The sequence below is a fragment of the Sphingomonas sp. CFBP 13603 genome, assembly GCF_014892665.1.
GTDB lineage: Bacteria > Pseudomonadota > Alphaproteobacteria > Sphingomonadales > Sphingomonadaceae > Sphingomonas.
The window spans coordinates 14,725-41,543 of the sequence record NZ_JADBIA010000008.1; the positions used below are offsets into that span (position 1 = coordinate 14,725).

General features: G+C 60.2%; 23 protein-coding genes. 6 read left to right on the forward strand and 17 right to left on the reverse strand.

What is annotated here, in order from left to right; all coding sequences use genetic code 11:
* The first annotated feature begins 116 nt into the window (after nucleotides 1-116).
* Both IFR23_RS13095 and IFR23_RS13100 read left to right on the forward strand, forming a co-directional pair.
* Nucleotides 117-902: an FkbM family methyltransferase gene (locus tag IFR23_RS13095; RefSeq protein WP_192976303.1), complete on the forward strand. Its 786-nt coding sequence runs from the start codon at nucleotides 117-119 to the stop codon at nucleotides 900-902.
* A 124-nt stretch (nucleotides 903-1,026) separates the two neighbouring features.
* Complete coding sequence (locus tag IFR23_RS13100) at nucleotides 1,027-2,139, forward strand: glycosyltransferase family 4 protein (RefSeq protein ID WP_192976304.1); 1,113 nt, start codon at nucleotides 1,027-1,029, stop codon at nucleotides 2,137-2,139.
* 24 nt (nucleotides 2,140-2,163) lie between these two features.
* Here IFR23_RS13100 and IFR23_RS13105 read toward each other — a convergent pair whose 3' ends face one another.
* A complete protein-coding gene (locus IFR23_RS13105) occupies nucleotides 2,164-3,300 on the reverse strand; it encodes a glycosyltransferase (RefSeq protein WP_192976305.1) in 1,137 nt (378 codons plus the stop codon).
* Between the two features lie 43 nt (nucleotides 3,301-3,343).
* Nucleotides 3,344-4,381: a glycosyltransferase gene (locus tag IFR23_RS13110; RefSeq protein ID WP_192976306.1), complete on the reverse strand. Its 1,038-nt coding sequence runs from the start codon at nucleotides 4,379-4,381 to the stop codon at nucleotides 3,344-3,346.
* 308 nt (nucleotides 4,382-4,689) lie between these two features.
* On the opposite strand from IFR23_RS13110, the gene IFR23_RS20630 reads away from it, so the two are divergent.
* Both IFR23_RS20630 and IFR23_RS13120 read left to right on the forward strand, forming a co-directional pair.
* On the forward strand, nucleotides 4,690-4,965 hold the full coding sequence (locus IFR23_RS20630) for a glycosyltransferase family 2 protein (protein WP_446740909.1): 276 nt from the start codon (nucleotides 4,690-4,692) through the stop codon (nucleotides 4,963-4,965).
* A 256-nt stretch (nucleotides 4,966-5,221) separates the two neighbouring features.
* A complete protein-coding gene (locus tag IFR23_RS13120) occupies nucleotides 5,222-6,298 on the forward strand; it encodes a TIGR00180 family glycosyltransferase (protein ID WP_192976308.1) in 1,077 nt (358 codons plus the stop codon).
* Here IFR23_RS13120 and IFR23_RS13125 read toward each other — a convergent pair.
* The 9 genes from IFR23_RS13125 to IFR23_RS13165 all read right to left on the reverse strand — a co-directional run bounded on the left by IFR23_RS13125 (nucleotide 6,284) and on the right by IFR23_RS13165 (nucleotide 15,638).
* Nucleotides 6,284-7,837, reverse strand: a complete 1,554-nt coding sequence (locus tag IFR23_RS13125) for a lipopolysaccharide biosynthesis protein (RefSeq protein WP_192976309.1) — start codon at nucleotides 7,835-7,837, stop codon at nucleotides 6,284-6,286. The genes IFR23_RS13120 and IFR23_RS13125 overlap by 15 nt on opposite strands.
* Nucleotides 7,834-9,021 carry a class I SAM-dependent methyltransferase gene (locus IFR23_RS13130; protein WP_192976310.1) on the reverse strand — a complete coding sequence of 396 codons (1,188 nt, stop codon included), beginning with the start codon at nucleotides 9,019-9,021 and terminating at the stop codon, nucleotides 7,834-7,836. The genes IFR23_RS13125 and IFR23_RS13130 overlap by 4 nt, the downstream gene beginning before the upstream one ends.
* Nucleotides 9,018-9,911: an NAD-dependent epimerase/dehydratase family protein gene (locus tag IFR23_RS13135; RefSeq protein ID WP_192976311.1), complete on the reverse strand. Its 894-nt coding sequence runs from the start codon at nucleotides 9,909-9,911 to the stop codon at nucleotides 9,018-9,020. Before IFR23_RS13135 ends, IFR23_RS13130 begins: the two co-directional genes overlap by 4 nt.
* Nucleotides 9,908-10,441, reverse strand: coding sequence for a dTDP-4-dehydrorhamnose 3,5-epimerase family protein (locus IFR23_RS13140; protein ID WP_192976312.1), 534 nt, complete (start codon nucleotides 10,439-10,441; stop codon nucleotides 9,908-9,910). Before IFR23_RS13140 ends, IFR23_RS13135 begins: the two co-directional genes overlap by 4 nt.
* Nucleotides 10,431-11,696, reverse strand: coding sequence for a class I SAM-dependent methyltransferase (locus IFR23_RS13145; RefSeq protein ID WP_192976313.1), 1,266 nt, complete (start codon nucleotides 11,694-11,696; stop codon nucleotides 10,431-10,433). Before IFR23_RS13145 ends, IFR23_RS13140 begins: the two co-directional genes overlap by 11 nt.
* Complete coding sequence (rfbG, locus tag IFR23_RS13150) at nucleotides 11,693-12,796, reverse strand: CDP-glucose 4,6-dehydratase (RefSeq protein WP_192976314.1); 1,104 nt, start codon at nucleotides 12,794-12,796, stop codon at nucleotides 11,693-11,695. The genes IFR23_RS13145 and rfbG overlap by 4 nt, the downstream gene beginning before the upstream one ends.
* Nucleotides 12,760-13,533, reverse strand: a complete 774-nt coding sequence (rfbF, locus tag IFR23_RS13155) for a glucose-1-phosphate cytidylyltransferase (protein WP_192976315.1) — start codon at nucleotides 13,531-13,533, stop codon at nucleotides 12,760-12,762. The genes rfbG and rfbF overlap by 37 nt, the downstream gene beginning before the upstream one ends.
* A gap of 29 nt (nucleotides 13,534-13,562) precedes the next feature.
* Nucleotides 13,563-14,333 carry a cephalosporin hydroxylase family protein gene (locus tag IFR23_RS13160; RefSeq protein WP_192976316.1) on the reverse strand — a complete coding sequence of 257 codons (771 nt, stop codon included), beginning with the start codon at nucleotides 14,331-14,333 and terminating at the stop codon, nucleotides 13,563-13,565.
* Nucleotides 14,334-14,627: 294 nt separating this feature from the next.
* On the reverse strand, nucleotides 14,628-15,638 hold the full coding sequence (locus IFR23_RS13165; RefSeq protein WP_192976317.1) for an EpsG family protein: 1,011 nt from the start codon (nucleotides 15,636-15,638) through the stop codon (nucleotides 14,628-14,630).
* 153 nt (nucleotides 15,639-15,791) lie between these two features.
* Between IFR23_RS13165 and IFR23_RS13170 the strand changes: the two genes are divergently transcribed.
* Nucleotides 15,792-16,904, forward strand: a complete 1,113-nt coding sequence (locus IFR23_RS13170; RefSeq protein ID WP_192976318.1) for a glycosyltransferase family 4 protein — start codon at nucleotides 15,792-15,794, stop codon at nucleotides 16,902-16,904.
* Nucleotides 16,905-16,916: 12 nt separating this feature from the next.
* Here IFR23_RS13170 and IFR23_RS13175 read toward each other — a convergent pair whose 3' ends face one another.
* The 4 genes from IFR23_RS13175 to IFR23_RS13190 are packed head-to-tail and all read right to left on the reverse strand — an operon-like array spanning nucleotide 16,917 to nucleotide 22,518.
* A complete protein-coding gene (locus tag IFR23_RS13175) occupies nucleotides 16,917-18,263 on the reverse strand; it encodes an O-antigen ligase family protein (protein ID WP_192976319.1) in 1,347 nt (448 codons plus the stop codon).
* A complete protein-coding gene (locus IFR23_RS13180) occupies nucleotides 18,260-19,585 on the reverse strand; it encodes a hypothetical protein (RefSeq protein ID WP_192976320.1) in 1,326 nt (441 codons plus the stop codon). Before IFR23_RS13180 ends, IFR23_RS13175 begins: the two co-directional genes overlap by 4 nt.
* Entirely contained in the window at nucleotides 19,575-21,794 is a 2,220-nt protein-coding gene (locus IFR23_RS13185; RefSeq protein ID WP_342344957.1) for a GumC family protein, read from the reverse strand. Before IFR23_RS13185 ends, IFR23_RS13180 begins: the two co-directional genes overlap by 11 nt.
* A gap of 43 nt (nucleotides 21,795-21,837) precedes the next feature.
* Nucleotides 21,838-22,518 (reverse strand): polysaccharide biosynthesis/export family protein, encoded by a 681-nt coding sequence (locus tag IFR23_RS13190; protein WP_192976322.1) that lies wholly within the window; start codon nucleotides 22,516-22,518, stop codon nucleotides 21,838-21,840.
* A 1,185-nt stretch (nucleotides 22,519-23,703) separates the two neighbouring features.
* Between IFR23_RS13190 and IFR23_RS13195 the strand changes: the two genes are divergently transcribed.
* Complete coding sequence (locus IFR23_RS13195; protein WP_192976323.1) at nucleotides 23,704-24,114, forward strand: hypothetical protein; 411 nt, start codon at nucleotides 23,704-23,706, stop codon at nucleotides 24,112-24,114.
* Between the two features lie 354 nt (nucleotides 24,115-24,468).
* Here IFR23_RS13195 and IFR23_RS13200 read toward each other — a convergent pair whose 3' ends face one another.
* The gene (locus tag IFR23_RS13200) at nucleotides 24,469-25,242 is read right to left on the reverse strand and encodes a metallophosphoesterase (RefSeq protein WP_192976421.1); all 774 of its coding nucleotides are present in this window, start codon (nucleotides 25,240-25,242) and stop codon (nucleotides 24,469-24,471) included.
* Nucleotides 25,243-25,308: 66 nt separating this feature from the next.
* Nucleotides 25,309-26,595, reverse strand: a complete 1,287-nt coding sequence (locus IFR23_RS13205) for a nucleotide sugar dehydrogenase (protein ID WP_192976324.1) — start codon at nucleotides 26,593-26,595, stop codon at nucleotides 25,309-25,311.
* Nucleotides 26,596-26,819: the final 224 nt, after the last annotated feature.

Consider the following 26,819-nt stretch of genomic DNA (forward strand, 5'->3'; position numbering starts at 1 on the left):
GATCGATACGATGGCGACCGTGCTGGCGGTGGCGTTGTACGGGTGCTTGAGTACGCGGGGCTTTCAAATCCTGGTGTTTACGCTAACCCGCGATATGTTTTTCGGGGGTGATGTATATGCGCGGTATCAAAGGCGTCTTCAGAGATTTGTTGCCGTCCAGCGTGCAGGTACCGTTCAAATATTTCTATGGTCGCGTCCGCAGGGAGCTTGAGCCGGAAATGATGTTGCTGCCCGCGCTTGTATCGCGTGGTGACCGGGTCATCGATGTCGGCGGCAATCGTGGCACGTATGCCTATCGCCTCGATCAGCTCGGCGCCCGCGTCGAAGTTTTCGAACCCAATCCCGTTTGCCTGCGCGTGCTTCGCCCTTGGGCGGCAGGGCGACGCTCGGTAAGCGTGCACGCGGTCGCATTGTCCGCGAGCAACGGGACCGCCGAACTGGCGATCCCGATCGACGGGAATGGCGTCGAGCATGATGCATCGGCGTCGATCGAACATGGTACGGGTGCCGACGTGCGATTTGAGACCGTGCCGATCAGCACGCTCGACAGTTTCGGCTTTCGTGACGCGGTGCTCATCAAGATCGACGTCGAAGGCCATGAGCAGAGCGTGATTGAAGGCAGTCTGGAAACTATTGCCGCGTCGTCGCCCGCGTTGCTCATCGAAATCGAGCAACGCCATTTGTCAAAGCCCATACGGGACGTTTTCGCGCGCATTGAATCGCTGGGATATCAAGGATATTTCCAACGCGGGACGGTGCTTGAGCCGATTGCCGGCTTTGATCCTGCCAAGGACCAGATCATCGCGAATTTCGAAAGCGGTTCCGGGCGATATTACAATAATTTCCTTTTCCTCGCCAATGAGAAGCTGCAGCGTGGAGTATACAAGGGTATTGTCAATTGACGGTGTGCCCGATGACCCGGGTCGTGGTAGGTAACCACTTGGATACGACCGTTGCCCGCCGCGGAGTAAATCGGTGGCTTCTAGCTACGCGACCTGTGGGCGCCGTCTTGGTCTTGGTCTGACGATGCGCGTTGGGCTCAATGCGACCTGCTTCAACGATCGACCATCGGGTGCCAACCAGCGCTTTCTGGGAATATACGGGGCGCTGATCAGGCAAAACCCGGATATTGAGTTCGTCGTGTACGAGCCGTCCGACCAGCGCATCGCGACTTGGTTCGGCGACGCGCCCAACGTATCGGCACGCGCCACGCCGATACCGAGCGTCGGGCGGCTCGCGCGGGTGCGAGCGGGATTCAACTATTGGCGTCATCGCTTGCGTGAGGACAGGCTGGACCTGTTCGAGGCGTTCCATCTTCCCTTGGTGCGCGCACCCGATTGCCCTACCATATTGACTATCCACGACCTCCGCCCGCTCCTGGCCGATACGCCGCTGCTCACTCGCGTGATGTCCGGTCTCGTCCTCCACGACGCGTTCCGGCGCGCCGATCATGTGATTGCCGTGTCGGACGCGGTTGCGGACGAGATCAGAACTTTCTATCCTTCGGCAAATGTCTCGACCGTTTATAACGGCGTCGATCCGGCGTCCTTTGCGAGGCCTTCGGCACAGGCCGTGGCGGCGGTACGCGCGCGCTACACCCTGCCTGAGACCTATCTTCTGACCATTGGGCATCTAGAGGCGCGCAAGAACCTGCCGTTGCTGATTGATGCGGTCGCGTTGTTGCGTGCGCGCGGCGCGATCCGTCCGCTAGCGATCGTTGGTAACGACGGTGGCGATCGCGCGGCAATCCGTAGTCATATCGCCGAGCATGGTCTGGAGGACCTCGTCACGGTCATCGAGCACGCCGACGATGCCGCGGTACGTGCGCTCTATGCAGGATGCGAGATGCTGGTGTTTCCGTCGCGCTACGAGGGGTTCGGCATACCCATCCTCGAGGCCATGGCCACGGACAAGCCGATGGTGCTGGCCGACACGGCGGTCTTCCGCGAACTGACGTCGGGGCAGGGGGTCTATTTCCCGGTCGACGATGCGCTGGCTGCGGCCGACGCTATCGACCGGCTGTGGCAACAGCCTGTCGAGCACAGGAAACAGGTGCAGTTCGGCCGGGCACGGCTGCACGATTTTACGTTCGATATGTTGGCCGATCAGATTGCCGCCCGCTACGCGATGCTGGTCTGATCCGATCGTCCACCGCTGAGCCGACTATACCAGAGCAGATCGTTCTTGATCCCGGTTCTCCTCCGGTTCCAGTTCCAGCCCGAGCAACGCGAAGTGTTGGGCGAGGATCACCCTTTCCCGAAACGGTGCGGTCGCCCGATCGAGCGCGGCGCTGCTGGCCGGGAACTCGAGGGCGCGCTCGATGGCATCGGCCATCGCGATCACATCGTCGATTGCCACGAGATGGCCGACGCGTCCTCCCTCGATGACTTCCCGCGGTCCCGTGGGGCAATCTGTGGCGACCGGGGTGCACCCGGAGATCATTCCTTCGACCAGGACGTTCGGCAAGCCCTCAGCATAGGATGTCAGCGCCAGAACGTCCGCATGCGAGAAATAGGCCAGCGGATTGGCGACGCGACCTGGCAGCCAGGTCCGATCTTCGATACCATGATGCGCGATCAGCGTTTCCAGCTCCTCGCGCCGATAGCCCTCGCCAAAGATCGCCAGCCGTACGTAGCGCCCGCGCCGTTTCAGCTCACCGAGGACATTGACGAGCATCTTGAAGTTTTTCCGGCCCGTGAGCGTTCCTGCACTGACGACCAGCGGCACGTCGCGCTTGACGAACCACGTGTGCTCTACGGGTTCGGCCGCGCGCGCGCGCGAGGTGGCGTCGTCGATAATGTTGTAGACCGCTTCGTGCGGCCCGCCCGGAAAATATTCACGATAGGCCGTGACCATGTCCTGCGAAACGCAGGTGAGTGCATCCGCACGCCGACTGATGATCGTCATGGCGATCTTGCGGAACCAGCCTTTGGTGAACGGCGTGTTCGAATAGCTGTCGGAAGGCGGAACCCGAGACGATCCGGTAATCTTCGCGTTCGATCTCGCCAGCAAGGCAGCCAGCAGGACGGCGCCGTTGAGGTGATCTTCCGCCGAGAAGACCACCGCTGGCTTGGTCGTCTTCAAATAGCGGACCAGGGGCAAGACCATGTGCCGCACGCCTGCAGCGTTCCAGATCACCACCGTAACCCCTGGCGTATCGGGGATCGTCAGATCCGAATCCTTTCGGCCGATGACGAGATCGACATCATGACCTTCCGCAGCCAGCGCCAGTGCGAGGCGGCGCTGGGCGAGCGGCACGCCGGCGATTGCCCAGCGCGGCGTAACGACACATATCTTCAATTCGACGCACCCCACCTGAATTTCTGATCGTTCCCGCTAATGTTCATGGTGTCTTGACGTCCAGAATGCGCGCAAGTCGCACGGCTGTCGCACTGGGCGAGTGATCGCGCTCGTATAGCAGGCGCGTCGCCGCATCGTAAGATCGCAGCGGCAGGGCTCGCGCTTCGGCAATGGCGGCAACGAACTCGGCTGCGTCGGAGCAGCACCAGTTCGCGGCGACGACGTCATGCGCATAGCCCGAAAAGGCCTCCGGCGTGCCGACGACGCGTTTGCCGAACATCAACGCCTCGGCGACCTTGGTCTTCATGCCCGAGCCATCGAAGATCGGCGCGATCACCAGCCGAGCATCGCGATACAGCGGTTCGAGACTATCGACCGCGCCGATAACGCGCATGTCGGGTGCACGTTCGAGAGTGTCGCGCATCGCGTCCATGCCCTGGCCGACGACATCCGTCCGGATTTTAATACGAGGGGCGACTGCGTTGGCGAACCACGCGATCCCCGCTTGGTTCGCGTAGAAGGATCCGCCGACGAAGAGCAGTGGCGCGTCCGGGGCGGCCAGTTGATCCTGTGTAGCCGGCTGATCCTGTGTCGCCAGCTGATCCTGTGTCGAGGGTATGCGTATGCCTAGCTGGTCGCGTAACGCCATTGGCAGGATGTGATCGGCACGACGCCCATACAGCCGCTCGAGACCGCCGCCATCGCGGTCGCTCAGTACGATTACCTCGGTGCTGTGGCGTATCGCCATCCGCTCTGCGACGTAATTGCCGATCAATACGCCTGCCGCTCGCAGGTTTCGTGCGCGGCGTAGTGCACCGAGAAAGAAGCGTGCCTCGACGTTGTGGAAGAAGGTCAGGATGCGGACCTGCGGCCGGGCGCGTTTCACGGCTTGAGCGATCCGGCCGAGATTGGATCCGTCGAGCCACAACGTATCGGCACCATGCGAATCGAGCGCCGCGACGACCGCTGCAATGCCTGACTGCGTGGCGCCGTCGATATGGCCTGCAAGCCTGTTCGATGTCCGCGCACTTTCAGGGTGGAGCGCCAGATCGACAAAGCCCCTGCCGAGCAGGTCATGCAAGACATCCCGATGCAGCCGAGCCAGCATTGCACGTCCACCATTAGCGGTGGGAAGGAATGGGCTAACGAATAACAGGCGCACGGTTGTTACGAAGAGACAGGTAAGACATACCGACACCGGTTGTCAGGCTATGCCGACGCTGTAAAGAGCTGTAATTGAATACCAGGGAAGCGGATCAGGTCATATTGCAACGTGCGTAAATTCAATGCGGTGGTTGATGACACCGGAAAAAGTTGCGTGAACGGAATAGTGAAGGACAAGATCGAAAGACCGAGCTAATATTGGCTCATCCGGTACAGGTGGTGGGTGTGCCCTGCTACTACGAAGCGGAATTGATCGAGCGAACGTTGCAGTCGCTGGCGCATCAGGCATGGCAAGATTTTGCCATGCTTATAAGTGGCGATGCTTCGACGAACGCAACGGGTGAAATTGGCCGCGTCTTCTTCGCCCGTGATCCATGTTTCCATTATTATCGACAGCCCGCCAACATAGATTGTAGTCGAAATTTAAACTTCGTTGCCGATCATACCGCCAGCCGATCCAAATTATGGATGGGGCACACGACTTGGTCGAGCTCAACATGATCGAGCACCATGCCCGTCAGCTCGAAGCCCGACCGGACGTCAGCGTCTCGCAGTCTGTCCATGCGTGGGTGGACACCGACGATTGCTTCGTCGAGCGGGTACCAAACTTTTCTAGCTGGCTATGCTCGATGTTGATAGATATTGATGCGGCCGCGAGATCAGCACGGGCGTTTTTTGGGTCAAAAAATCCCTCAATGGACGACATAAGAAATTTATGCCTAGCCCTGCTTCTTGCAGTTCATCTCGGAAGACCGGGATGGATGATGTCACAATCCTAGTTCTGACAGCCAACCGACCCGAGCAGCTTTACCGGTTGTTGCGCTATTATGCCGCGTCACCGGAAATAGGTGCCTGCAAGATAATGGTAGCGGATGGCAGCACTCCTGAAAATACCACGAGATTCGACGCCATGATGCGATCTGCGTCGTTCGATATTACTTATGATCTGCAGCGATTTTCTTCGACGATCGGCTTTCCCCAACGCTTGCAACAGGCATTTGCCACCGTTTCCACACGCTATGTGATGCTGGCTGCGGATGACGATTTCTATTTCCCGGATTGGGTGTCCAACGTGCTGGGCGAATTCGATCGCCGAAGCGACGTAACCGCAATGATCGGAAATTACTGCGTCTTCGGTCTCAATCGTTTCACTGCGTTCTCGGATACGGTGAGCATCGTCGACGGCGGACCGGAGCGGTTCGCGATCCCCTGGCTTGAAGGCGACACCGCTGAAGCCCGCATAGGCGAGCTTGCGGCAAACCCTCATGGTATCCAGACGATCGCTTGGTATGCGCTTCATCGTACCAAGGTACTGGCGCGCATATTGGATCATAGCAGCCACTACGATCTGCCGTTGCTTCTGTTCGAGCGCTTCTTCACTGTCGCGCAGGCGGCGTCGGGGAAAACGCATTTCACACCTGCAATATTTCTAGCGCGCCAAGCCGATGCGAACCCCGCTGATCATCTCTGGCGTAACGAACCGATGAGCTTGGCAAAGCAACAACGGGACGTAGCCGAGCTCGAAGCCTGCACTCGAACGTTCCTGACCGATGTGCTCGGATATGGGGATGAGCGGTCGGCCGAACTGGTAGCTACGGCTTATGCCAATCAGATTCGGATGATGAGGCAGGCCGACAATCGTCGTGTGCTGAGATATCTCGTTAATCGTCTGGGTATACGGCGTTGGCTCACCGCATTTCGTCATGCCAAGCCACCCCAGCTTCGCGACCCGCGTCTGCCGCAACGTTGCGACGAGCAGGAACTTCGCCTACGTGGGGAACAGGTCAGGCTCGCATGTCGACCTGATCCACAGCTTGCCTCAAAGCCGTACTGAGACGCGTGTCGTCAGCAATCGCAGCCCATGAGACCGTAAAAGTGGTGCTCCCAGCGCGGCTGCGATCAATGCGGCTAGCGAGATAACAACCAGCACGCAGATCTGCCCAATCTTGCCGTCGATACGACCATCGAACTGGGTCGCGACAATCCATCGCAGCACGATGATGACGCACCCCGCGCTGATCAGCGGAACCGCGATATCCTGCCAATACCAGCGCCATTTTTCATGGCGGAGGATACGCCGGTGCATAAGGTGTGCGCCGATCAGCAAATAGCCGGCGTTCAGCAATACCCACACCATCGCGGCGCTGATCGCACCGAACCGCGGCACCGCCCACAGCAATGCCGGGACGACCGCAATTACCGCGACGATATTGATGCGTAGCGTAAGTCCGGTCCAGCGATTGGCTAGTTGCGCTTGATAGGGCATCCACATCAGGACGTTGAACAGATAGCCCAACGTCAGAAGCTGGAGGAACGGCGCGACTTCGGCGGATAGTGCGCGGTCTGACGTCCACGCCGTCAGCACCAGTTCGGGAAAGCCGATCAGCACGAGTCCCGCGGCGCCTGCAGTCACGGTCACTATCTGCGAACCGGCATGGTAGAGCGCGACGAAGCCAGCATCGTCCTCTGTGGCGTGCAACCGCGAGAGCCGCGGCACTACTGCCTGAAACAGCGGCGCGACCATGGTCTCGAGCGCAGATGCCGCGACCGTCGCCAGCATGTAATGGCCAAGTGCCGTCAGGCTCAGCAGCCGGGACAGCATGATCTTGTCGATCTGCGTCAGCATGAGTGCGAGCAGCGAGATACCCAGCATACCCGCGGCGAACCGCCAGATCGAGCGAATTGCCTCGAACGAAAACCGCCCGCCACGATCGCCGCGAGGTAGCGTGGCATAGGTCGCTACTGCGAGCGCTGCCAGCGTTGCGATCGACACCAGGCCTTGCCAGATAAAAAAGGCGTCGAGCGTACGCGACAGGTTGGCGAGCACCAGAATGGCGCCGACCCCGCGCAATGTCGCCATCGTTGCCGCGATCGCGTTATAGAGTACCTGCCGGTGCAATCCAAGGATCGCGCCGCGAAAGATGCCCTCGACGAAGCGTAGTGCTGCGACGATTCCCATGATGGTCAATGCTCGCGCCAATTCGGCGTTGGGAATCGACTGCGCGCGAAGCCATGACTGCGACAGCCAGCCCGAGGCGGCCCAGATGATCAGCGCGGCGGTGATTCCGACGATCGCTGCCACGATTTCGACGCTGCGCAGGAGGTCACGGACCCCGACGACATCGCGCTCACCACCGGTAAAGCGCGCGATCTCACGGGTGAGGGTGGGCGTCATGCCGAGGTCGAGGATGATCAGCATTCCCTGCAGCGTCGCGAACAGGCCGATCACGCCGTACGCCTCGATCCCCAGATAACGGATATAGACGGGCACGAACATGACGCCCATGACTGCGATCCAGGCTTGCGCTGCATAGGTCGCGATGAGATCGCGCCGTATCGTCGAAACGCGGGGTGTCGAATCGCCGAAGGTCAAACCGTCACCGACTCCGCGATCGAGTGGATCGTCAGGTCAACGCCCAGGTCGGCGACGTCCTTGCGGATTTCATCGAGATAGGCCGGATTGATGACGATCGCGTGGCGTATTCCGGTGGCGACCGCAGCTTTGGGGCTCAGGATAGGGATTGCCGACGTGGGAAGATAGCAGCCCTGCTTGCGACTGTTGATATCGATCACGCACGACAGCCGCTCGGCAGCGTGTGGGAGGGTCAAGCAGATCGTCACACCCTTCGATGCGCCTCCCCATAACGCGACGCTGCCGCGAGGGCCCAAGCTGTCGATGGTTGCCGCCAGACCCGCGATGTACGCCGCACGCTTGTGGCGAAAACCCAGGTCGTCGAACGTCCCGGGCGCCGGCATCGGGGCGGGCGCCCGGTCGAGAGGCCCTGCGGTTGCCATCGCCAGTTGATATTGATCGTCGAAGATCGGCCGTACATCGTCGACGATGAACCCCGCACGCTCGAGCGCGAAGGCCAGCGTCGATTGCGCGAACAAGCTGCAATGCTCGTAATAGAAATCGAAGAAGACGCCGCCACGCAAAACCCAGTCGATATCGGGCGTCTCGATGAATACCGGTGTTCCTTCGGGTATGCCGGCGCGTATCGCGCGCAGGAACGCGATGGGATCCGGCACATGCTCGATCACGTGGCGGCTGATGACGAGATTGGGAGTGGGATCGTCGTCGCGGATCGAGCCGTCGCCGAAATAGGTGCCCCGTACCTCCCCGCCGGGGGGGAGGTGGCGGGTGTCGCCCTGCCAGGCGGGGTCGAAACCGATCGCGGACGACAGTCGTGCGCCGAAGCGTTCGCCCATCACCGCCATGAAAGTTCCTTGGCCGCAACCAACCTCAACCAGGTTTATCGCCCCCTGATCGCCGATGCGGTCGGCAATTCGCGCGGCGACCTCTGCAGTGTGCTGCTGAAACCGTACCGAAAAATTCTGATCGTTATCATAGGCGGCGTCATAGACCATCAGGTTGGAATCGAACGCCGCATTCCAGACGAACCCGCAGGCGGTGCAGCGGCGCATGTCCAGTTCGCCCGCCGGGCAATGCCGCGCTGCCTCGGATGTCGGCAGAATCAGGTTTTGAGCGATGGGAACGGGCCCGCGACGATCCAGCACGGTCGCGTCGGTGTTCTCACATATCTTGCAGTGGGTCATGACTTATCCCTGTGCGTTTCCTGCCAGCCGGTAAAGACGCGTTCCAGGCCGGCGTGCAGCGTGATGCGAGGGGCCCAGCCGGTCGAGCGCAACGGCGCTGCGTCCGCCAGCAGCGCGGCAGGATCGCCGGGACGATCGATCTTGCGACCCAGTCCGGTCTCGCTCGCGCCTGCCAGTCCGGCAATCAGGACGGCGACATCCGCCAGCAAGGTTCCGGTGCCGGTACCGATATCGACCACGCCGGTTGGCGCGTCGTCGTCGAGCAGCATCAGCAACGCACGTGCCGCATCGTCGATATGGATCAGGTCGCGTCGCTGTTGCCCGCTACCGAGATCGGGAACGACGCCAGCGGCATAGGACCGACACAACAGGGGAATGAACCGCGCGGCATTCTCATCAGGGCCATACACCCAGAAAATGCGGGCATCGACCGCAGCGAAGTTCGCATGTGCGGCGGTCTCGATAGCGTGAAACGCCGCAAGCTTTGCCTTGCCGTACCGGGTCGCCGGGGCATCGTGCATCGGTACGCCGCCATCCCAGTCGTATTCGGCGCAGCTGCCGATCTGCAGGAACCGCGTTCCGCCCACCCGTGCGAACGCCCCGGCCATCGCGGCAGTCGCGACGACCCAGTCAAGATTGACGGGGTCGTTCCAATAGGTCGGCTGCCGGGTTTCCCATGCCGCATGGACGATATGGCTAGGGGCGATGGTCTCCACCAGCGTCGCAGCCGCGCTCGCGTCCGTGAGATCGGCGCCGATACTGGTCACGCCATCCGGTAAGCCGGTCGGTGTGCGACGTCCGCAGGCGACCACTTCGATTCCGTTGGCCACCGCGGCGCGCGCGACCGCGCTGCCGATCAGACCGCCAGCGCCGGTCACGAGAAGCTTCATGCCGATTTCAGCAACGGATAGCCCTGGTCGGCCTCTGACATGACCGCAGGCTGCACAGGCCAGTCGATGCCAATCGCCGGATCGTCCCAGCGCACGCCGGTAGCGGCCCCCGGCACATAGGCGGCACCCATCAGGTAATGGACTTCGCTGTCGGGTTCTAGCGTGATGAAGCCGTGCGCGACGCCGGTCGGCAGGTGCAGCGCACTGTCGCTCGCGGGCGACAGCTCGAAGCCCTGCCACTGACGATAGGTCGGCGAGCTTTCACGCATATCGACTGCGACGTCCCATATCCGACCACGAGGGCAAGACACGATCTTGGGTTCGCCATGTGGCGTGCGTTGATAATGAAGCCCGCGCAACGTGTGGTTGGCGATGTTGCGCGATATGTTTGTCTGGACGACCACGAACGGCAGCCCTGCGTTCGCCATCTCCTCGACGCAGAACGTCCGGGCGAAGCCGCCACGGGCGTCGCTCTTCACGTCGAGCCGGATCAGGACGACGCCGTCGATCCGGCTGGGCTCAAAGTGCACCGGTCACGACCCGGATTTCGGGTACCGCGATCACGAAGTCGCCGCCCCATCCGGTAACCTCGGGCAGCTGGCGGATCACCTCGTCCTTGATGTTCCACGGCAGGATCAGGACATGGTCGGGGCGGGCCTCGACCAGGGCGTCGACCGTACGCACCGGGATATGGCTGCCCGGCAGCAGGCGGTTCTGCTTGGCAGGATTGCGATCGACCACGAAGGCGATGTCGGCTGCGGTCGCGCCGCAATAGTTGAGCAGCGTGTTGCCCTTGGCTGCGGCGCCATAGGCGACCACGCGCTCGCCTTTGTCCTTGGCGTCTGCGAGGAAGCCGAGCAGTCCCTCGCGTACCGCGCGGACACGCGCGTCGAAGCCTTCATAGCCGTCGGGGCGATCGAGTCCGGCCGCGATCTCCTCGTCGAGCACCGCCTGCACGTTGGGCGTCACCGCGTGTGCGCTGTCGGGGCGGGCCATGAACACGCGCAACGAGCCGCCATGCGTCGGCTGCTTCTCGACGTCGAAGATGCGCAGACCCTGACGCTCGGCGATCGTCCTGACCGCGAGCAACGACAGATAGGTGAAATGCTCGTGATAGATCGTGTCGAACTGGACCTGCTGGATTAGGTTGAGCAGGTGCGGGAACTCGACCGTGAAGACGCCCTCGGACTTGAGCATCTCACGGACGCCGGCGACGAAATCGTTGATGTCGGGAACATGCGCAAGAACGTTCTTGGCGGCGAGCAGATCGGCCGCCCAGCCGCTATCGACCATCCGGCGCGCGGTCGCCTCGCCGAAGAACGCGACCTCGGTCGGCACGCCCTTGGCGATCGCTGTCGCGGCAACGTTGGCGGCGGGCTCAATGCCCATCACCGGCACGCCCATCGCGACGAAATACTGTAGCATGTAGCCGTCGTTGCTAGCGATCTCGACCACGCGCGACTGCGCATCGAGGGCGAAGCGCGCGGCCATGTCCTCAGCATAGCGCTTGCAGTGCGCCAGCCAGCTGTCCGAGAAGGACGAGAAATAGGCATAGTCGACGAAGATGTCCTCGGGCGGCGCGACCGCATCGACCTGGACCAGCAGGCAGGCATCGCAGACCCGAGCATGCAGCGGATAGACCGGCTCGTACGCATCGGCGCGTTCCGGCGGAATATAGCTGTTGGCCAAGGGCTGCAGGCCCAGATCGACCATGGTGCGGGTCAGCGTCGCGCCGCAGCTCTGGCAGATTGGCGCTTGACCGGGAGACAGGGTGTCGGACGTCATGGAAGAGCCTCGTATTGATCGATTTGTGCTTCGCACAGTGCGCGTGCATCGGCGCCCCCGGCGAAGTCGGAATACCAGCGCGCGGTCCATGCCACGCCCGCGGCATCGTCGAGCCGGGGGCGCCAGCCGAGCGCATGACGGGCCAGCGCCGGATCGAGCGACAGAAGTTTCATCTCGGGCGGATGATCGCCGTCGTCGCATTGCCAGGCGCGTGTGACCTGCATCGCAGCGGTCATCGTGTCGGCAACCTGCGCGACGGTCATCGCGGCGCCGGGGACGGGTCCGAAATTGATCGCGCGCGGCGTGGCGGGATCGCGCGCAAGAGCCTGCGCATGGAGCAGATAGCCGCGGATCGGCTCGAGCACATGCTGCCACGGGCGTGTCGCGTCGGGATACCGTAGCAACAGCGGGCGATCGGCCTGCATTGCGCGCCATATGTCGGGGATCAGGCGATCCGCAGACCAGTCGCCCCCGCCGATGACGTTGCCCGCGCGCGCGGTCGCCACCGGAACGCCGGCATTGTCGAAATAGGATGCGGCAAAGCTGCGGGTCAGCAGTTCGGCCGCGGCCTTGGAGGCCGAATAGGGATCGTGTCCGCCCAGCGGATCGTCCTCGACGAAGTCGCGCCCGCCATCGTTGTTGGCATAGACCTTGTCGGTGGTAACGATGACGACCGCTGCCAGCCCCTGCACATTGCGTAAGACATCGAGCAGATAGGCGGTGCCCATCGTGTTGCTCGCGATCGTCGCCAGCGGATCGGCATAGCTGCGCCGGACCAGAGCCTGTGCAGCGAGATGCAGCACGATCTCCGGCCGTCCTGCGTCGATCGCTGCGGCAAGCGCGCTGCGGTCGGTGATGTCGGCGATGGTCTCACCCGCCAGCAGATCGTCGCCCAGCAAGGACCACAACGCCGGATCGGTCTCTGGTGACAGCGCATAGCCATGAACATGCGCTCCCAGGCGGGACAGCCATAGCGCGGTCCACGCGCCCTTGAATCCGGTATGCCCCGTCAGGAACACGCGACGACCGCGCCAGAAGCCTGGGTCGAGCTGCCCGTCTGCGCTCACCATGTCTTCCAAGGCGGTTGTCCGCTTGCCCATAGTTCCTCGAGCTGGGTCCGGTCGCGCAACGTGTCCATCGGTTGCCAGAACCCGTCATGGAGGAAGGCCGCGAGTTGGCTATCGGCAGCAAGCCCGGTGAGCGGCTCGGCTTCGAAGGGCATGGCATCGCCCGTCACCCGGTCGAGGACGCGCGGTTCGAGCACGAAGAACCCACCGTTGATCCGACCACCGTCGCCGGCCGGCTTTTCCTCGAAACGCAGCACGCGGTCGTTCTCGATCACCGTAGCCCCGTAGCGACCGGGCGGGCGCACGGCGGTTACGGTGGCGTCGAAATCATGCGCCTTGTGGAAGGCTACCAATTTGCCAATGTCGACATCGGAAACGCCGTCGCCATAGGTCATGCAGAACGGCTCGTTGTCCGGCAGCAAATGACGAATCCGTTTCAGTCGTCCGCCAGTCATCGTGTCCGCGCCAGTATCGACCAGCGTCACCTTCCACTTTGGTACATCCTCTCCACGTGAATAGGTGATCGAGCCGTTGGCGAGATCAACCGTCAGGTCGGAACGATGCAGCACGAAATTGGTGAAATACTCTTTGATGTAATAGCCCTTGTAGCCAAGGCAGACGATGAAATCGTCAAACCCATGGCGGGCGTACATCGACATGATATGCCACAATATCGGATTGCCACCGATCTCGACCATCGGCTTGGGACGCAGATGCGTCTCCTCGGAAAGGCGCGATCCGAGGCCGCCCGCCAGAAGCACCACTTTCACGTGCCGTCTCCTCAATCAGCCGGTGACGTTCAGCTGACCCGCTTGACGAAGCAGGACGGCCAATAGGTAACGCGCTCGGTCACTACGCTTTCATTGAACAGCCATTGCGGCTCCTCGATGACGAAGCGGGTATCCTCGACGACGAAATCGCGCGCGGCTTCCTGGGGATTGTTGGTGGCCCAGTCGCCCTGGCTGCGCGGCGCGCCGACGACCTGCTGCATGATGCCGTCGGTCGAAACGATATAGCTGCCTACGGGCACGAAATCGGCATACGCGCGTAGTTCGTTCAGTACGTGATCGTAGCTATGGTTCGAATCCAGAATGACCAGAACGCGTTCGTTCGGTCGGATCAGGGCCTTCACCTGATCAACGATCTCGGGGGCGGTCGACGATCCTTCGACCAGATCGATCCGCTTGAACATCGGATGCGCTTCGATCGCTTCCCGATTGTGCGGACGGATCTCGATGTCGATGCCGATGACGCGGCCATTGCCCATCGCCTCGAACAGTGACGCGTAATAGATGAGCGAACCGCCATGCGCGACACCGGTCTCGACCACCACATCTGGCTTCAGAGACCAGATCACTTCCTGCAATCGTACCATGTCTTCTGGCAACTGGATGATCGGGCGACCCATCCAGGTGAAGGAGTAGACGTGCTTTGCATCCCACCCCACGCGCAACCAAGCATCTGACGCGGCCTTGAAACCTTCGGCGCTCGCCATCGCATAGGTAGCATCGCATCCCGCAGCATCGGTTATGGTGACGGTTGCGGCCACCTCGTCAATGATCGTTTTCATCTTTGCCCTTGATCGAGTGGCTTCGCCTGGATCGGCACTGCCGGAATTCGCTTAGCAGTAGTCGCGCGGTAACCTCAACCCCGGCTTCTTCCGGCTCAAGCGATTGTAGCAATTGCAACCGCAAACAACCAAGCGTCGATCATAAAGATTCAGATTTTTCCAATTGTAAATTCCGTACGTCTATTAATATTCAACGAATATGCGTAAAATCCTTACAAGTTGGACGCATTGTATCAATGGACGAGGATTTACGCTTTTTAAAGATAGTATACAAAAAGTAGATACGTATTCGTCCTAAAGCGATATTTTATACGGAACCCAGTAATTGGCATTATTTGCATAGTTGAGCCATACGAATTGAACCAAGAAGCTATAAGCTAATACTCCAATTAATATGGATGGTAGTGCTTTGTTGTTGCGACCCAAAATGTAAGGTAGACGAGAATAACAAACCGCTTGAAGCGGTATAAGATAAAGCGATATTCTATCAACACCGGACGATGCCGAGGAAGCGGCTAGCGCAAGTACGGATACCAGGGCAAGAACTGCGCAGCTTGTCCAGAAGCTCTTAAGAAAAGGCGGTAAATCGATTTTCTTGCGAAAAAGTAGGAAGGTCGCGGCAGCCATGACATTCATGGCGACGCGTATTGCAGCCCCTTGTGAATCGTAATTGCCAGTAACATAATTCTGAACGAGTTTATCGGATGTGTCTCGTAAAATGAGGAAAAATAAGACAGTAAATAATACTGCGCCAATAATACCGAGCAATGGACTGCGCCGAAAAATGGGAATCAAGGCAATTGGCAAAATCATAATCGCGCTCTTGTGAAGCAGTGCGGCGATGCCAATCAAAACCACCAATTTAATTAGATGTCGTTCCGACGCATCCGCAATCGCAAAACATATCACGCCGATCGCTGCAGCCTGCCGCGTATAGCCCATTCCCACGACAATGATTAGATATGGTACTGCAACCAGGACAGCGAGGGCGGGGTTCGGCTGTTTCCAGGCTAGGCGAGCAAAACCACCCATAAACAACGCCGCGCATAGAAGATTAACAAAAGATATTCCAAAATTTAAGTAAGCTGATAACCAGTTGAGTATAGCATACCCAGGGTCGGTTATCGCGGTAGAAGCTGGTAATGATAGAAAATATATAGAATTGTAAGTTCTTACATAAGCACCCCAGTCTCCGCCTACCTCGAAACGCAAGCCAATCATTAGCGTGGTGAGTATCACCAGCGGAATGAAGAAGAAAACTCGTGCGTCATTGGCTTTGCGCCGTTCCGCCTGAGCGGCGCCCACCGCCCACAGTATGAACATTAGCCAATACGGTAGCAAAAATATTCCTGTCGCGTCATGTACCGCTAGTCTGCGGAAGGTTGGCGATATAGCGTTCGCTATGGTCGGGTCCAGCGCATAAAGCGTCGCTTACCGCAGAGGGAGGATGCAAAGATTATGAGCAAGACGATCGTCCTGTCGATCAATACCAGCTGGAACATCGTCAATTTTCGCCGCAACCTGATCGTGCGGTTGCAGCGCGAGGGGTATGACGTTGTGGCGCTGGCGCCACGCGATACGCATAGCGACGCACTGGTGGCGATGGGGGTGCGCTATTTCCGGATCGATATCGACAGCAAGGGGCTGTCGCCGGTCGGCGACCTGAAGCTTGCAGCGCAATATTATCGCCTTCTGAAGCGGCTGCGCCCGGTCGCATTCCTCGGTTGGACGATCAAGCCCAATGTCTATGGTTCTCTCGCGGCGCATGCGCTGGGCATTCCAGTCGTGAACAACATCTCCGGGCTCGGCACAGCGTTCATCAAGGTCGGATTGATCACGCGGATCGTGAGGATGCTTTATCGTACTGCGCTAGCACGATCGGCGACGGTGTTCTTCCAGAACCGCCACGACTGCGACCTGTTCGTCGCACAGCGGCTGGTACGCGCATCGCGCACCGCGCTGTTGCCCGGCTCAGGGATCGATCTTGCCCAGTTCGTTCCTGATCCGGCGAGCCAAGCTGCGCCGCCAGCGTTCCTGATGGTGGCGCGGCTGTTGCGCGACAAGGGCGTGCTCGAGTTCGCCGAGGCCGCGCGAATCGTCCGCGAGACTCGGCCGGACGTTCAGTTCCAATTACTCGGCTTCCTCGACGTACAGAACCGCACCGCGATCGACCGCGACACCGTCGAGGGGTGGGAGCAGGAGGGAACGCTAAGCTACCTCGGCGAGGCGGGCGATGTCCGGCCGTATCTGGCGCGTGCGACTGCGGTTGTGCTGCCGTCCTACCGCGAGGGCATGCCCCGGTCGTTGCTCGAGGCGGCTGCGATGGGGCGCCCGCTGATCGCCACCGACGTGCCTGGATGCACCGAGATCGCGCGGGCCGGCGAAAACGCCTTTCTATGCGCGCCCCGCGACGCGCGGTCATTGGCCGACGCGATGTTCTCGCTGCTCGATCTGGACGGGGACGCGCGCGCGGCTATGGGGCGTCGCAGCCGAGAGATTGCCGAGCGGGAGTTCGACGTCTCGGTCGTCGAGGCGCGCTATCTCGATGCGCTCGCGCGCGCGCTCGCATAACCGGCGCCTGAACTACAGCGTCAGATGGCGTGCTGAGGACGGCTGGCGACTGCGCTGCGTATAGGGACGGACCCCGGACATCAGGCCGATACACGCCGCGAAAACCGCTGACAGCGCCGCGGTGCGCAGTGGATAGTCGACCACGCTGTGCATCATAATCGCCGCGGTTGCTATGACGGCCGCTTGCGCGAACGCATCGGGTTCGTCGGCGCGCCAGATCGCCCGCACGCGGATAATCCACCAAGCTAGGAACAGTGCGGCGAACGCGACCCCGACGATGCCTGTTTCCAGCAGCAGCTCAAGCCAGTCGCTGTGCGCGTGGTTCATGAACGTCGTGGTGACCGACGAGAGCGGCTCCTGCGTGTGATAGACCGGCTGGAAGCTGCCGGTGCCCGAGCCAATCGGGAAGTAGGCCCGGGCCGCGCGGAACGTGAGCGCGAAGGAGGTCTGGCGCGACAGTTCTACGTTGCTTTTCTGCGTCCCGAACAGGTTGTTACCGAACGGGCCGACCACGATCGTGACGACCGCTGTGAGCGATACGGCGACCGCGGCGACGACGATCCCGCGGCGTAGCGCAGGCCGCTGGTACCCGAAGGCAAGCCAGGATCCGAGCGCTACGGGGACACTTAGGCCGATGCCAGCCAGCGACGAGTTGATGAGCAGGCCGACGAAGATGACGGCATAGGCCGCGCCGACCAGCAGGCGGATCGCCGACGCGCTGCGCTGCGATCCGCTCCGCCTCAACGCTGTCGCCTGAAGCGCTGCGAGGAACGGGATGCAGACCAGCAGCAGCGTCGCATTGTGGTTGGCATTGGCGAAGAAGCCGACCGCCACGCCGTAATTGGTGATCCGGTAGAGATAGGCGCTGGTCCCGCCGATCACCTGCAACGCGCCGATCGCGACCGAGGCGAGCGTGACCGCGACGATCGCCGTGGCGATGCCGCGTCCGCGAAACGCACCAAGCACGACGATGCCCAGCAACGTGGCGAAGGCGGGCAGCAGCCAGAGGATGCTCGACGGCGCGACGTCGGGCGCCAGCGTCAGCGGCAACCAGGGCAGGGGGATGCCGAGCAGGCGATAGCCCTCGACCACCGCGCCGCGGCCGGGCAGCAGGGTCCATAGCGCAGGCGGTAGCGGCACCAGCTGTAGCAGCGCGATGACGACGAAGATCGCGAGCATGCTGAGCGGTGCGCGGATCTGTGCGGAGGGGCGTTCCTGCATCATCTGCCACAAGGCCCAGCCGATCAGCGGCAGGCTGGCGATCTGAAGGACAAAATTGGCGATGAAGCCCGCCGCACTCGCGCCCCCGAGCAACAGGCAAGCGAGCAAATAGGCGGGGACGACCGCGTGGCGGATCATGGCGTGGTTTCCGATGCGGCTGCCGATGCTGGTTTCGACATGCCCGCCGATGCCGGTCCCGACAGGGGGCGAAGGTCGAGGTCGCGTAGCGTCACGCCCATCGGGGAAGGAAAATCGCCGGCTTCACCGCGCAGCGTCAGCGTCTGCGCCGGGCAGCCGGTCGGAACGGTGATCTCGGCCGCGATACGATGCAGTTTGGGAGTCGCGGTAACGGCGACGTTCATGAGCTGGTTTCGGTCGCTTGGCGCACCCGATCCGCAGGCGAGCGACCAGTATAGCTTGGTGGCGCCATCGGTCTTGCCGGGATCGACGGTGATCGCAAAACGGTAGCGACCCGGTTGCAGCACCAGCAGCTGGCGGGCGAGGTCGCCGCTGTCACGGCCGTAATAGTCCACCATGAGGCTGCGGTTGCGGATATCGGCTGCGCCGAGCCCGCTGGCGGTCAGCGTCCAGTCGAACGGGGGCGACGCGGTGGTCTTGCGGAAGCCGGCGTTGGTGATGAGCGCTGCGGTCTGCGCCGGTGCTATGCCGTAGATGCGCTGCCATACCGACCGAGCAGTTGGATACTGGCCGCGTTCGACCAGGCGGTTCACCAGAACCGGGCCCCAACTCTCCTTCGCGCGCGCATCGGCGCGACCCGCGGGGCTCGCGAGCGCGAAGATCGCGTCCGGTGCGGTATCGGACTTGGCGAGTGCGGTGAGCACGCCGCGTTCCAGGACCGGATCGGTGCTCAGCGTATGGCGGACCGCATCGCGCGTTTCGGGTGCCATCGTCATCTTCGCCATGGCGGTCGCGATCGGCACCTGCGTCGCGCCGAGGATACGCGCCAGGACCGAGAATTGCGCTGCGGCGTCGGCGTAGCGCGCGGTGCGCAGATAGCGGTCTAGCAGCAACAGGTGGATGAGGCGTTGCCGGGGATCAAGCCGCTGCCCGGCCTCCAGCGTCGCGACGGCACGGTTGGGCATCTGGTCGAGCAGCTGCTGGTGGCCTAGGATGAGATAGGCGCGCGCATCGAGCGGCGCGGCCGCAGCCGCGCGCCGGACGGCGTCGAGCGTGGCGGTATCGAGCATGCCGCGCTGCGCGACGAGCATGGTAGCAGTCCTGGCGAGCACGGCATCGGGGTATTTGGGCGCGAACCGCGCGATGATCGGCGATGACGCCGGCAACGTCCGCACCATCGCGGCCTGGAACGATAGCCAGCCAACCGATACGCCGGCGACCACCAGAATCGCAGCAGACGCAAAGCCGCGAACGCTGCCCAGGCCATAACGGCTTGATTTACGGCTTGGACTGCCGCTGCGGTCGCTTCGATTACGGCTCATCATGCATCGTCAGCATGATCCGACGCTTCTTCTCGTTGCCGTCCGCGACATAGCGGTATTGATCCTTGTTCTGCCCATAGCCGTAGCCATAGCCGTACCCATAGGACGCCTGTGGCTGGTAGCGCGTGAGGATGGCGCCAACCATGCGCGCGCCAGCGGTGCGCATGCGGTTCTGCGCTTCCACCGCCGCACGTGTCCGGGTGCGACCGGACTCGATCACCATCAGCGTCGCCTGCGCGATCGACGACAACAGGGGGGCATCGGCCAGGCCGAGGATCGGCGGACCGTCGATGACGACGACGTCGAACGTCGCCGACGCGTCGGCGAGCAATGCAGCGAAACGCGCCGACGCGATCAGCTCGGGCGGGCTGGGCGGAAGGGTGCCCGACGGCATAACCCACAGTGCATCGACATCGGTCTGCAGCACATGCTCGCTAAGCGATCCGGTGTTGGTGAGGATATGCGACAGCCCGACATTCTCGCGCCCTGTCACGAAAGCGGGGCGGCGCATGTCGGCATCGATCAGCAGTACCGACTTGCCGAGCCGCGTGAAGCTGTGCGCCAGCGCCCAGGCCGAGGTCGACTTGCCCTCGGCGGGACGCGTGCTGGTGACGAGCAGCGTCTTGGGCGCACCGCCTTCGGTGATGAACTGCATCGCCGAGGCGGTCGACAGATAGGCTTCCGCGACCGGCGACAGCGTGTCGCGCAATTCCTCGATCGGCTTTGCCGTCTTCGCGTTGGGAATGCCGCCCAGGAACGGCAGTTGCAGCTTGTCGCGAACATCGTCGGGCGATTTGATCGTGTCGTTGATGAACTCGAGCGCGATCGCGGCGAGCATGCCCATTACTAGGCCCAGTACAGCGCCAACCAGAAGATTGAAGTAGAGATTGGGCGAAAAAGCCCCCCCCGGCACCAGTCCGCGATCGACCACCGAGGCGACTGCAGTGCCGATCCCGCCGGCGACGCCGATCTCCTTGTAGCGCTGCAGCAGCGCATCGTAGAGCGTGCGGTTGGTGTCGACGTCGCGCTTGAGGATATTATACTGGATCAAGCGCCCGCGTTGATCGAGAACCGTGCCGCTAAGCCCGGACACCTGTGATCGCAGCCGGTCTTCTTCGGCGCGCGCCGCCTGGAAGTCCTGGCGAAGCGTGCCGATACGATCCGAATTGGCGGTGCGCGTCTCGGTGACGACGGAGGCGCGCAGGGCATCGATCCGTGCCTTCAGCGCGACCATCTCGGGATAGTCGGGACGGAAGGCCTGGAGTTTCTGCTGATACTCGGCGTCGAGTGCGGCGATCTGTGCGCGCAAGGGGGCCGCAGCGCTGCTGCCCTCGGTTGTGGCGCCGCCCAATGCCGCTTCGCGATACTTCTGCTCGGCCGCGATGCGACGCGCCTGTGTGGCGGCGAGCGCAGTGTTTAGCGAGACCAGCGAGCTGCCGGTCAGTGAATTGGTGTCGCCGCCTTCCTCGTTGCTGCCGGTGCTGATCAGACGTTGCTGCTGGGCGTAGGTTGTAAGTTGTCGTTCCGACCGCTCAAGATCACGACGCGTGGTGGCGATCTGACGTTGAAGGAAGTCGCGTGCGTAAGACGAGGATTGGTAACGTCGCTCGAGGTTGGTCGCGATATAAGCGTCGGTGACGCCGTTGACGATCTTCGCTGCGACCTGTGGATCGCGGGCAACGAACGAGACGGTTACGATCATGCTCTGCGGCTGCAGGCGCACCTGAGTTCCGCCTTGCACGAAGCCTGCTGCGGCTGCGGTGTTGGCAGTACGGTCGGTACCTTCGCCGACGATAGTCGGATCCCCCGCAAGGTTAAGATTCTGCGCGACGCGTTCGGCCAGCGCCCGACTGCCGAGCAAGGCAAGCTGCGTACCAACGAAATTTGTGTCGTTGCGCGAACTGCTCTCCCTGCCGCCCTTGCTGCCCTCGTCGGCCATTATCTCCACCTCGGGCGGATTGAGCTCGAGTGAGGCAGTTGAGCGATATTTGAGCGGCGTCAGCAGCGTGATGAGGATCGCGGCAAGGATGCCGGTGCCGATCGCTGCCAGGACCAGCCATCGCCACTCAACGGCGGTGCGCCACAGCAGAGACAACGAAAGTTCACGCCCGCTGGCCGTACTGCCATAATTGCCGTAACCATTCTCCCGAGCCTTAGGGGCGAGTTCGTGGCGCTGATCCGATTGTACGGTCAGATTCGTGGGACCCACGGCCCCTGGGCTTGCCATGTACAAAGATCCTGAAGTCGGGGCGTCAAAGCGCCATGAAGATAGAAGCGAGTGGCAGGCTCTGCAACAGACTACGCTGCGCCTTCTTGACGCCGGATCCATCCACAACGACGGTGTCGCCTGGATATATTTGCGGATCCTCCATTTCACCGCGGCGAATACTTGTAAGGTCGAACGCCGCTGCCATCCGTTTGCCACCAATTGTTCGGAAGATGGCAACACGGCGCGGATTGGCCAAGTCGTCGGTGCCGCGTGCGAGGGCGACAACCTGAACCAAAGTTAGAATTCCGGTCGCCGGGTAGATACCGGGCTGACGAACTGATCCGTCAACTGTAACGACGCGACTGGCCGACGATTTTAAAGCGACTGTTACACTCGGATTCCGCAGATATTTTTCATCTAGCCGACGCCCGATCAACGTTCCAAGTTCAGTTGTACTCAGGCCGACCGCATCGACGCGGCCAAGCAGCGGCATAGTAATGCGTCCGCTTTGGTCGATGTCGTAGTCGCGGCTGAGATCGGCGACCTGGAAAACCATGATGCTAATCGTATCGAGCGGGGCGAGCTTGTAAGTATCGTCAACCGCCGTAATCTTCGGTGCGTCGGGGGTTCCGAACTTACTCGAATCATAAGAGATGCTACCGCCCCGTGTCGACGCACACGCTGCGAGCAGCAAGGCTAGACCGATAACGGCCAGATGGCTCATCGATCCGTTTCTAGTCATGTCGCTGCCCTGCAAAAACGGAATGCACCGATCTGATGCAACGCAGCTCATCTACAATTAACTGCAGTTTACCGCAAGCCAGCGCAATCGATCCGTTATACTGCGGGTTGGCATGTTGAGAGGGGGGGGGCGGCGAGGAAATCTAAACAGCCGGATAGGTGGATTGCCGATCCGGCAGTGGCCATGCTGGCCGCGACGATGCGGCAAGATTGAGCAAACGACCCCGCCGGATATCAGCCCGGCGTTCAGAAGGTGGTAACGCAGGCTACTGTAAGAGACGAGGATATGCTAGCGCAGGTGTAGCGGTGGCATGGCACATCCCAATATCAAACCAGTGACGGGCGCCGCTGCTGACAATCAAGCGAGGCTTCTCGCGATCAGCCGAAGCGCACTTATTCTTTCCCACTGCCTGTATCCTGACGGCTACGCGCCGGATCGGCGAGGTTCACCTGTAGCATCCAGCGCTACACCGTACGTTTCTACGACGTAAGCGCAAACCGCTGAGCATCGCTCGCTAGCGCTCAATCCTACGATGCAAAATGAAGCACAACCCGAACAATGACTATTCTTGGCTAAATTAAGCCGGTTAGCCCGTACCAAAACCTCGCCGAGCGATAGAAAAATCGATATTAATTGTAAAATTAAAACAGCTCGGATTGGTGAGGTCATTTAAACTATCAGGTCTATGATCACTAAAGAATAATCAAATTAATCATTGAGTTATAAGTGATATGTTCTTATAATTTTTTTGAAGGTTGGTATTATTGACAAAACCTACCTCAAAAACTATACATTTTAATAAATTGCAATAATAGATTCAAGTGGAATCGCTGTTTAGTATATTTAGAGATGATAATTATCATGCTGCAAAAGATAGCGATTATATTGTTTTCGTCTTGTAGTGTTTTGGCGCTATATATATTTTTGGCGGGTTCGGTTTCTAAAGATATCAGTGCTGATGACTTATATGCTATAAGTACATTAAATGTAGATAGTCGGTGCAATAGTATGGATAACTTTGAAAATCAGTTAACCTGCATAAAATCAGTACAGCATTCTATACAAACTAGATTTCCTGATAAGCGATGCGCTCCTGCCAACGAATTGATAGAGCCGATAAATTATATTAGGCGAGGGTACGGGTGTTGTTACGATAGGGCTAGGTTTATGTCTAAGGCCCTGGAAAAATTTGGATATATGACTCGTCATGTATCTCTGCATGACAGTAGTAAGTACGGATATTTTGCATATTTTATGCCAAATGTTGCTTCTCATGCAACTACGGAAGTTCTCACAAATAGAGGTTGGATGGGCGTTGATTCTAACGAGCCGTTCATACTTTTAACTAAATCAATGCAGCCTGTGAACTTTTCGAATTATAACAAGTTTAGAAGTCAATTAACGCTTCAGCCCGTTCCAGAAGAATTTTTCAAACTTCCGTTGCTGGTAACGTACGGCCTCTATTCCCGTCATGGACGATTTCATGGGGTGAGGCTTCCGGCTCCTGAAATAAACTATCATGACTTTTTAAAGTACAATCTTTTTGTAAATTCAAAAAATCAAGGCTTGGTAAATTAATCGCAGCCAATGTAATAGCGCTATTCATGTTATGAATTTACGCTTATAACGATGTTAAAGCGTAATATCTTAAATAAACAATGATAAATCGAGGCTTGATAGAGAATTCTCGAAATTCGCGGTTTTGCCGTGGCTTGTATAAAGCACATCACCGTAAAGTCCGCATAGAACCGCTCCCAGCGAAATTAGATAAGTGGCCTGCGCTGTGTACGCGACTACACGGATAAAGATAGGCTGCCGTCCACCCGGTGGTGAGGTGGGTTGCCAAGGTAGGGCGTACGCATAAGCACAAGGTCTTGACCCTGTCTGGCTGCACCTACTCGCGTTCTTGTATGATAATGAGAAGCACCCACCTTACTGCGCTCCCGTCGCGAGGAAGCGGAGATCATATTCCTCTATCACTACCGCAGTAAGAACCCCGGTTCGATAGGCACCGGTATCGATGCCAATACGATTGGCGCGGCGGTCGACACCATCGCTGATCGTATGGCCATGTATTACCATACAACCATGATCGTGCGCATCGGACAGGAACGGCTGCCGGATCCATCGTAGGTCGCGAGGCTGTTGCTGTTCGATCGGCACGCCTGGCCGGATACCCGCATGGACGAGAAGATAGTCGCCGAACGCGAAGGTATCGCCGAAGGTCTTCAGGAACGCGACATGTCCTACCGGGATCGCGGCACGCAACACCTCCGCGATCCGCCGTTCGTCCATCGCCTGCAACGCCGAAGGTGCGATACCGTAGCTTTCCGCGCAGGCGTCGCCGCCAAAGCCGAGCCAATCATGCGCGATGCCGGGTTCTCCCATAAGTACCCGCAGGAGGAATTCCTCATGATTACCGAGCAGGAACAGGGTTTTGGCAGGAAAGTGCTGGAGGCTCTGCAACCGTTCGAGGACGCCTGCGGAATCGGGACCGCGATCGATCAGGTCACCCAGGAAGACAATCACCGCGGTTTCGATGGGGCGGTCGGCAATGTCGTCCTCGATGCGACCGAGAAGGTCATCGACGAGATCGAGGCGGCCATGGACGTCGCCGACCGCGTATAACCGTTTGCCCTTGGGGCCGGTAAAGCTGCGCGTCGACGATACGGTGGCCGACATGCGGCGGAACAGCTTAGAGAACACGCAAACCTCGACCGCAAATCCGGACGGTCGCACCATGACCGCCTGGATAGTGTGTAGGCGCGTTCGCTACATCGTCCATAGCTTCATTCCGACGGGCGCCTGTCCCGACCCTGCCAGCGCGTTCTTCAAATCGACGATCCCGCCGCCCGGTGCCAATAGTCCCGTGAAGCGCGCGAAATCCTCGACCAGCTCGCGGTGGGGCACGGCAAGGACAACCAAGTCGTAGGCGGTATCGCCGGGAGCCGCGACGATCTCGAGGCCATATTCGTGCAACGCGTCGGATGCGGAGACGAGGGGGTCGTGGACGTCGACCCGGTGGCCGAGACCTTGGAATGCGGCGACCAGATCGGCGACCTTCGAGTTGCGCAGGTCGGGAACATCCTGCTTGAACGCCAAGCCGAGCATCAGCACCTTGCAAGGCCCGCTCCCTCCTGAACCCTCGTGCCAGTCGTGCACATCCTTCGCCACCCACGCCGCCATACCGTCGTTCATGTCGCGCCCCGCCAGGATGATACGCGGATCGCAGCCGAGCTCGGTCGCGCGGTGTGCGAGATAATAGGGATCGACACCGATGCAGTGTCCGCCGACGAGGCCGGGCTCGAACTTCAGGAAATTCCACTTGGTCCCCGCCGCGGCCAGCACGTCCCACACCGACAGGTCCATCTTTGCGAAGATCTGCGTGATCTCGTTGACGAAGGCGATGTTGATGTCGCGCTGCGCGTTCTCGATCACCTTGGCCGCCTCGGCCGCCTTGATCGAGGCGGCACGGAACACGCCGCCCGTCGTCACCTTATTATATAGACCGGCAATATCCTCGAGCACCTCAGGCGTCTGGCCGGAGATCACCTTGGTGATCCGGTCGACGGTATGCTCTCGGTCGCCCGGATTGATGCGTTCGGGCGAATAGCCGAGAAAGAAGTCCTTGCCACAGACGAGCCCGCTGACGCGCGCTAGCTCGGGTCCGCACAAGTCTTCGGTGACGCCAGGATAGACGGTGCTCTCGTAGATGACGATCGATCGCCGACCCGGCTTCAGCATGCCGCCCACCGTGCGCGTCGCGGCCATAACGATGCTGAGATCGGGCCGGTTGTCGGCATCGACCGGGGTCGGCACCGTGACGATGTAGAAGTCGGCATCCGGGCAAGCCGCAGGATCGGTCGTCAGGCGCAGGCTCGATGTAGCAAGCCGGTCCGCGTCGATCTCACCGGTACGGTCATGGCCACGTTCGAGTTCGGCGATGCGGCCGGTATCGACATCCAATCCCCAAGTCTCGAACGCCTTGGCCAGCGCGACAGCGAGCGGTAACCCGACATAGCCGAGACCGATCACTATTACGCGCTTGTCTTTGGCCATGTTCGACACCCCTGCCTGTTCCGTCAAAATCGGTTCCTTATTCTCAATCAGTGTAACGGCAAGTCGCGTTAATTACAGTTAGCGATCCACCGCCTAGCGAGAGTTAGGACGGAATTGGTCGGATGGCGTCCTTCGACCGAATACCCAAGGCGATTCCGCGGATCTTGGAATAGCGATTCTTTATTCCGATAAATGGCATTCTCGGAATAAAGAATCTGGCAAAA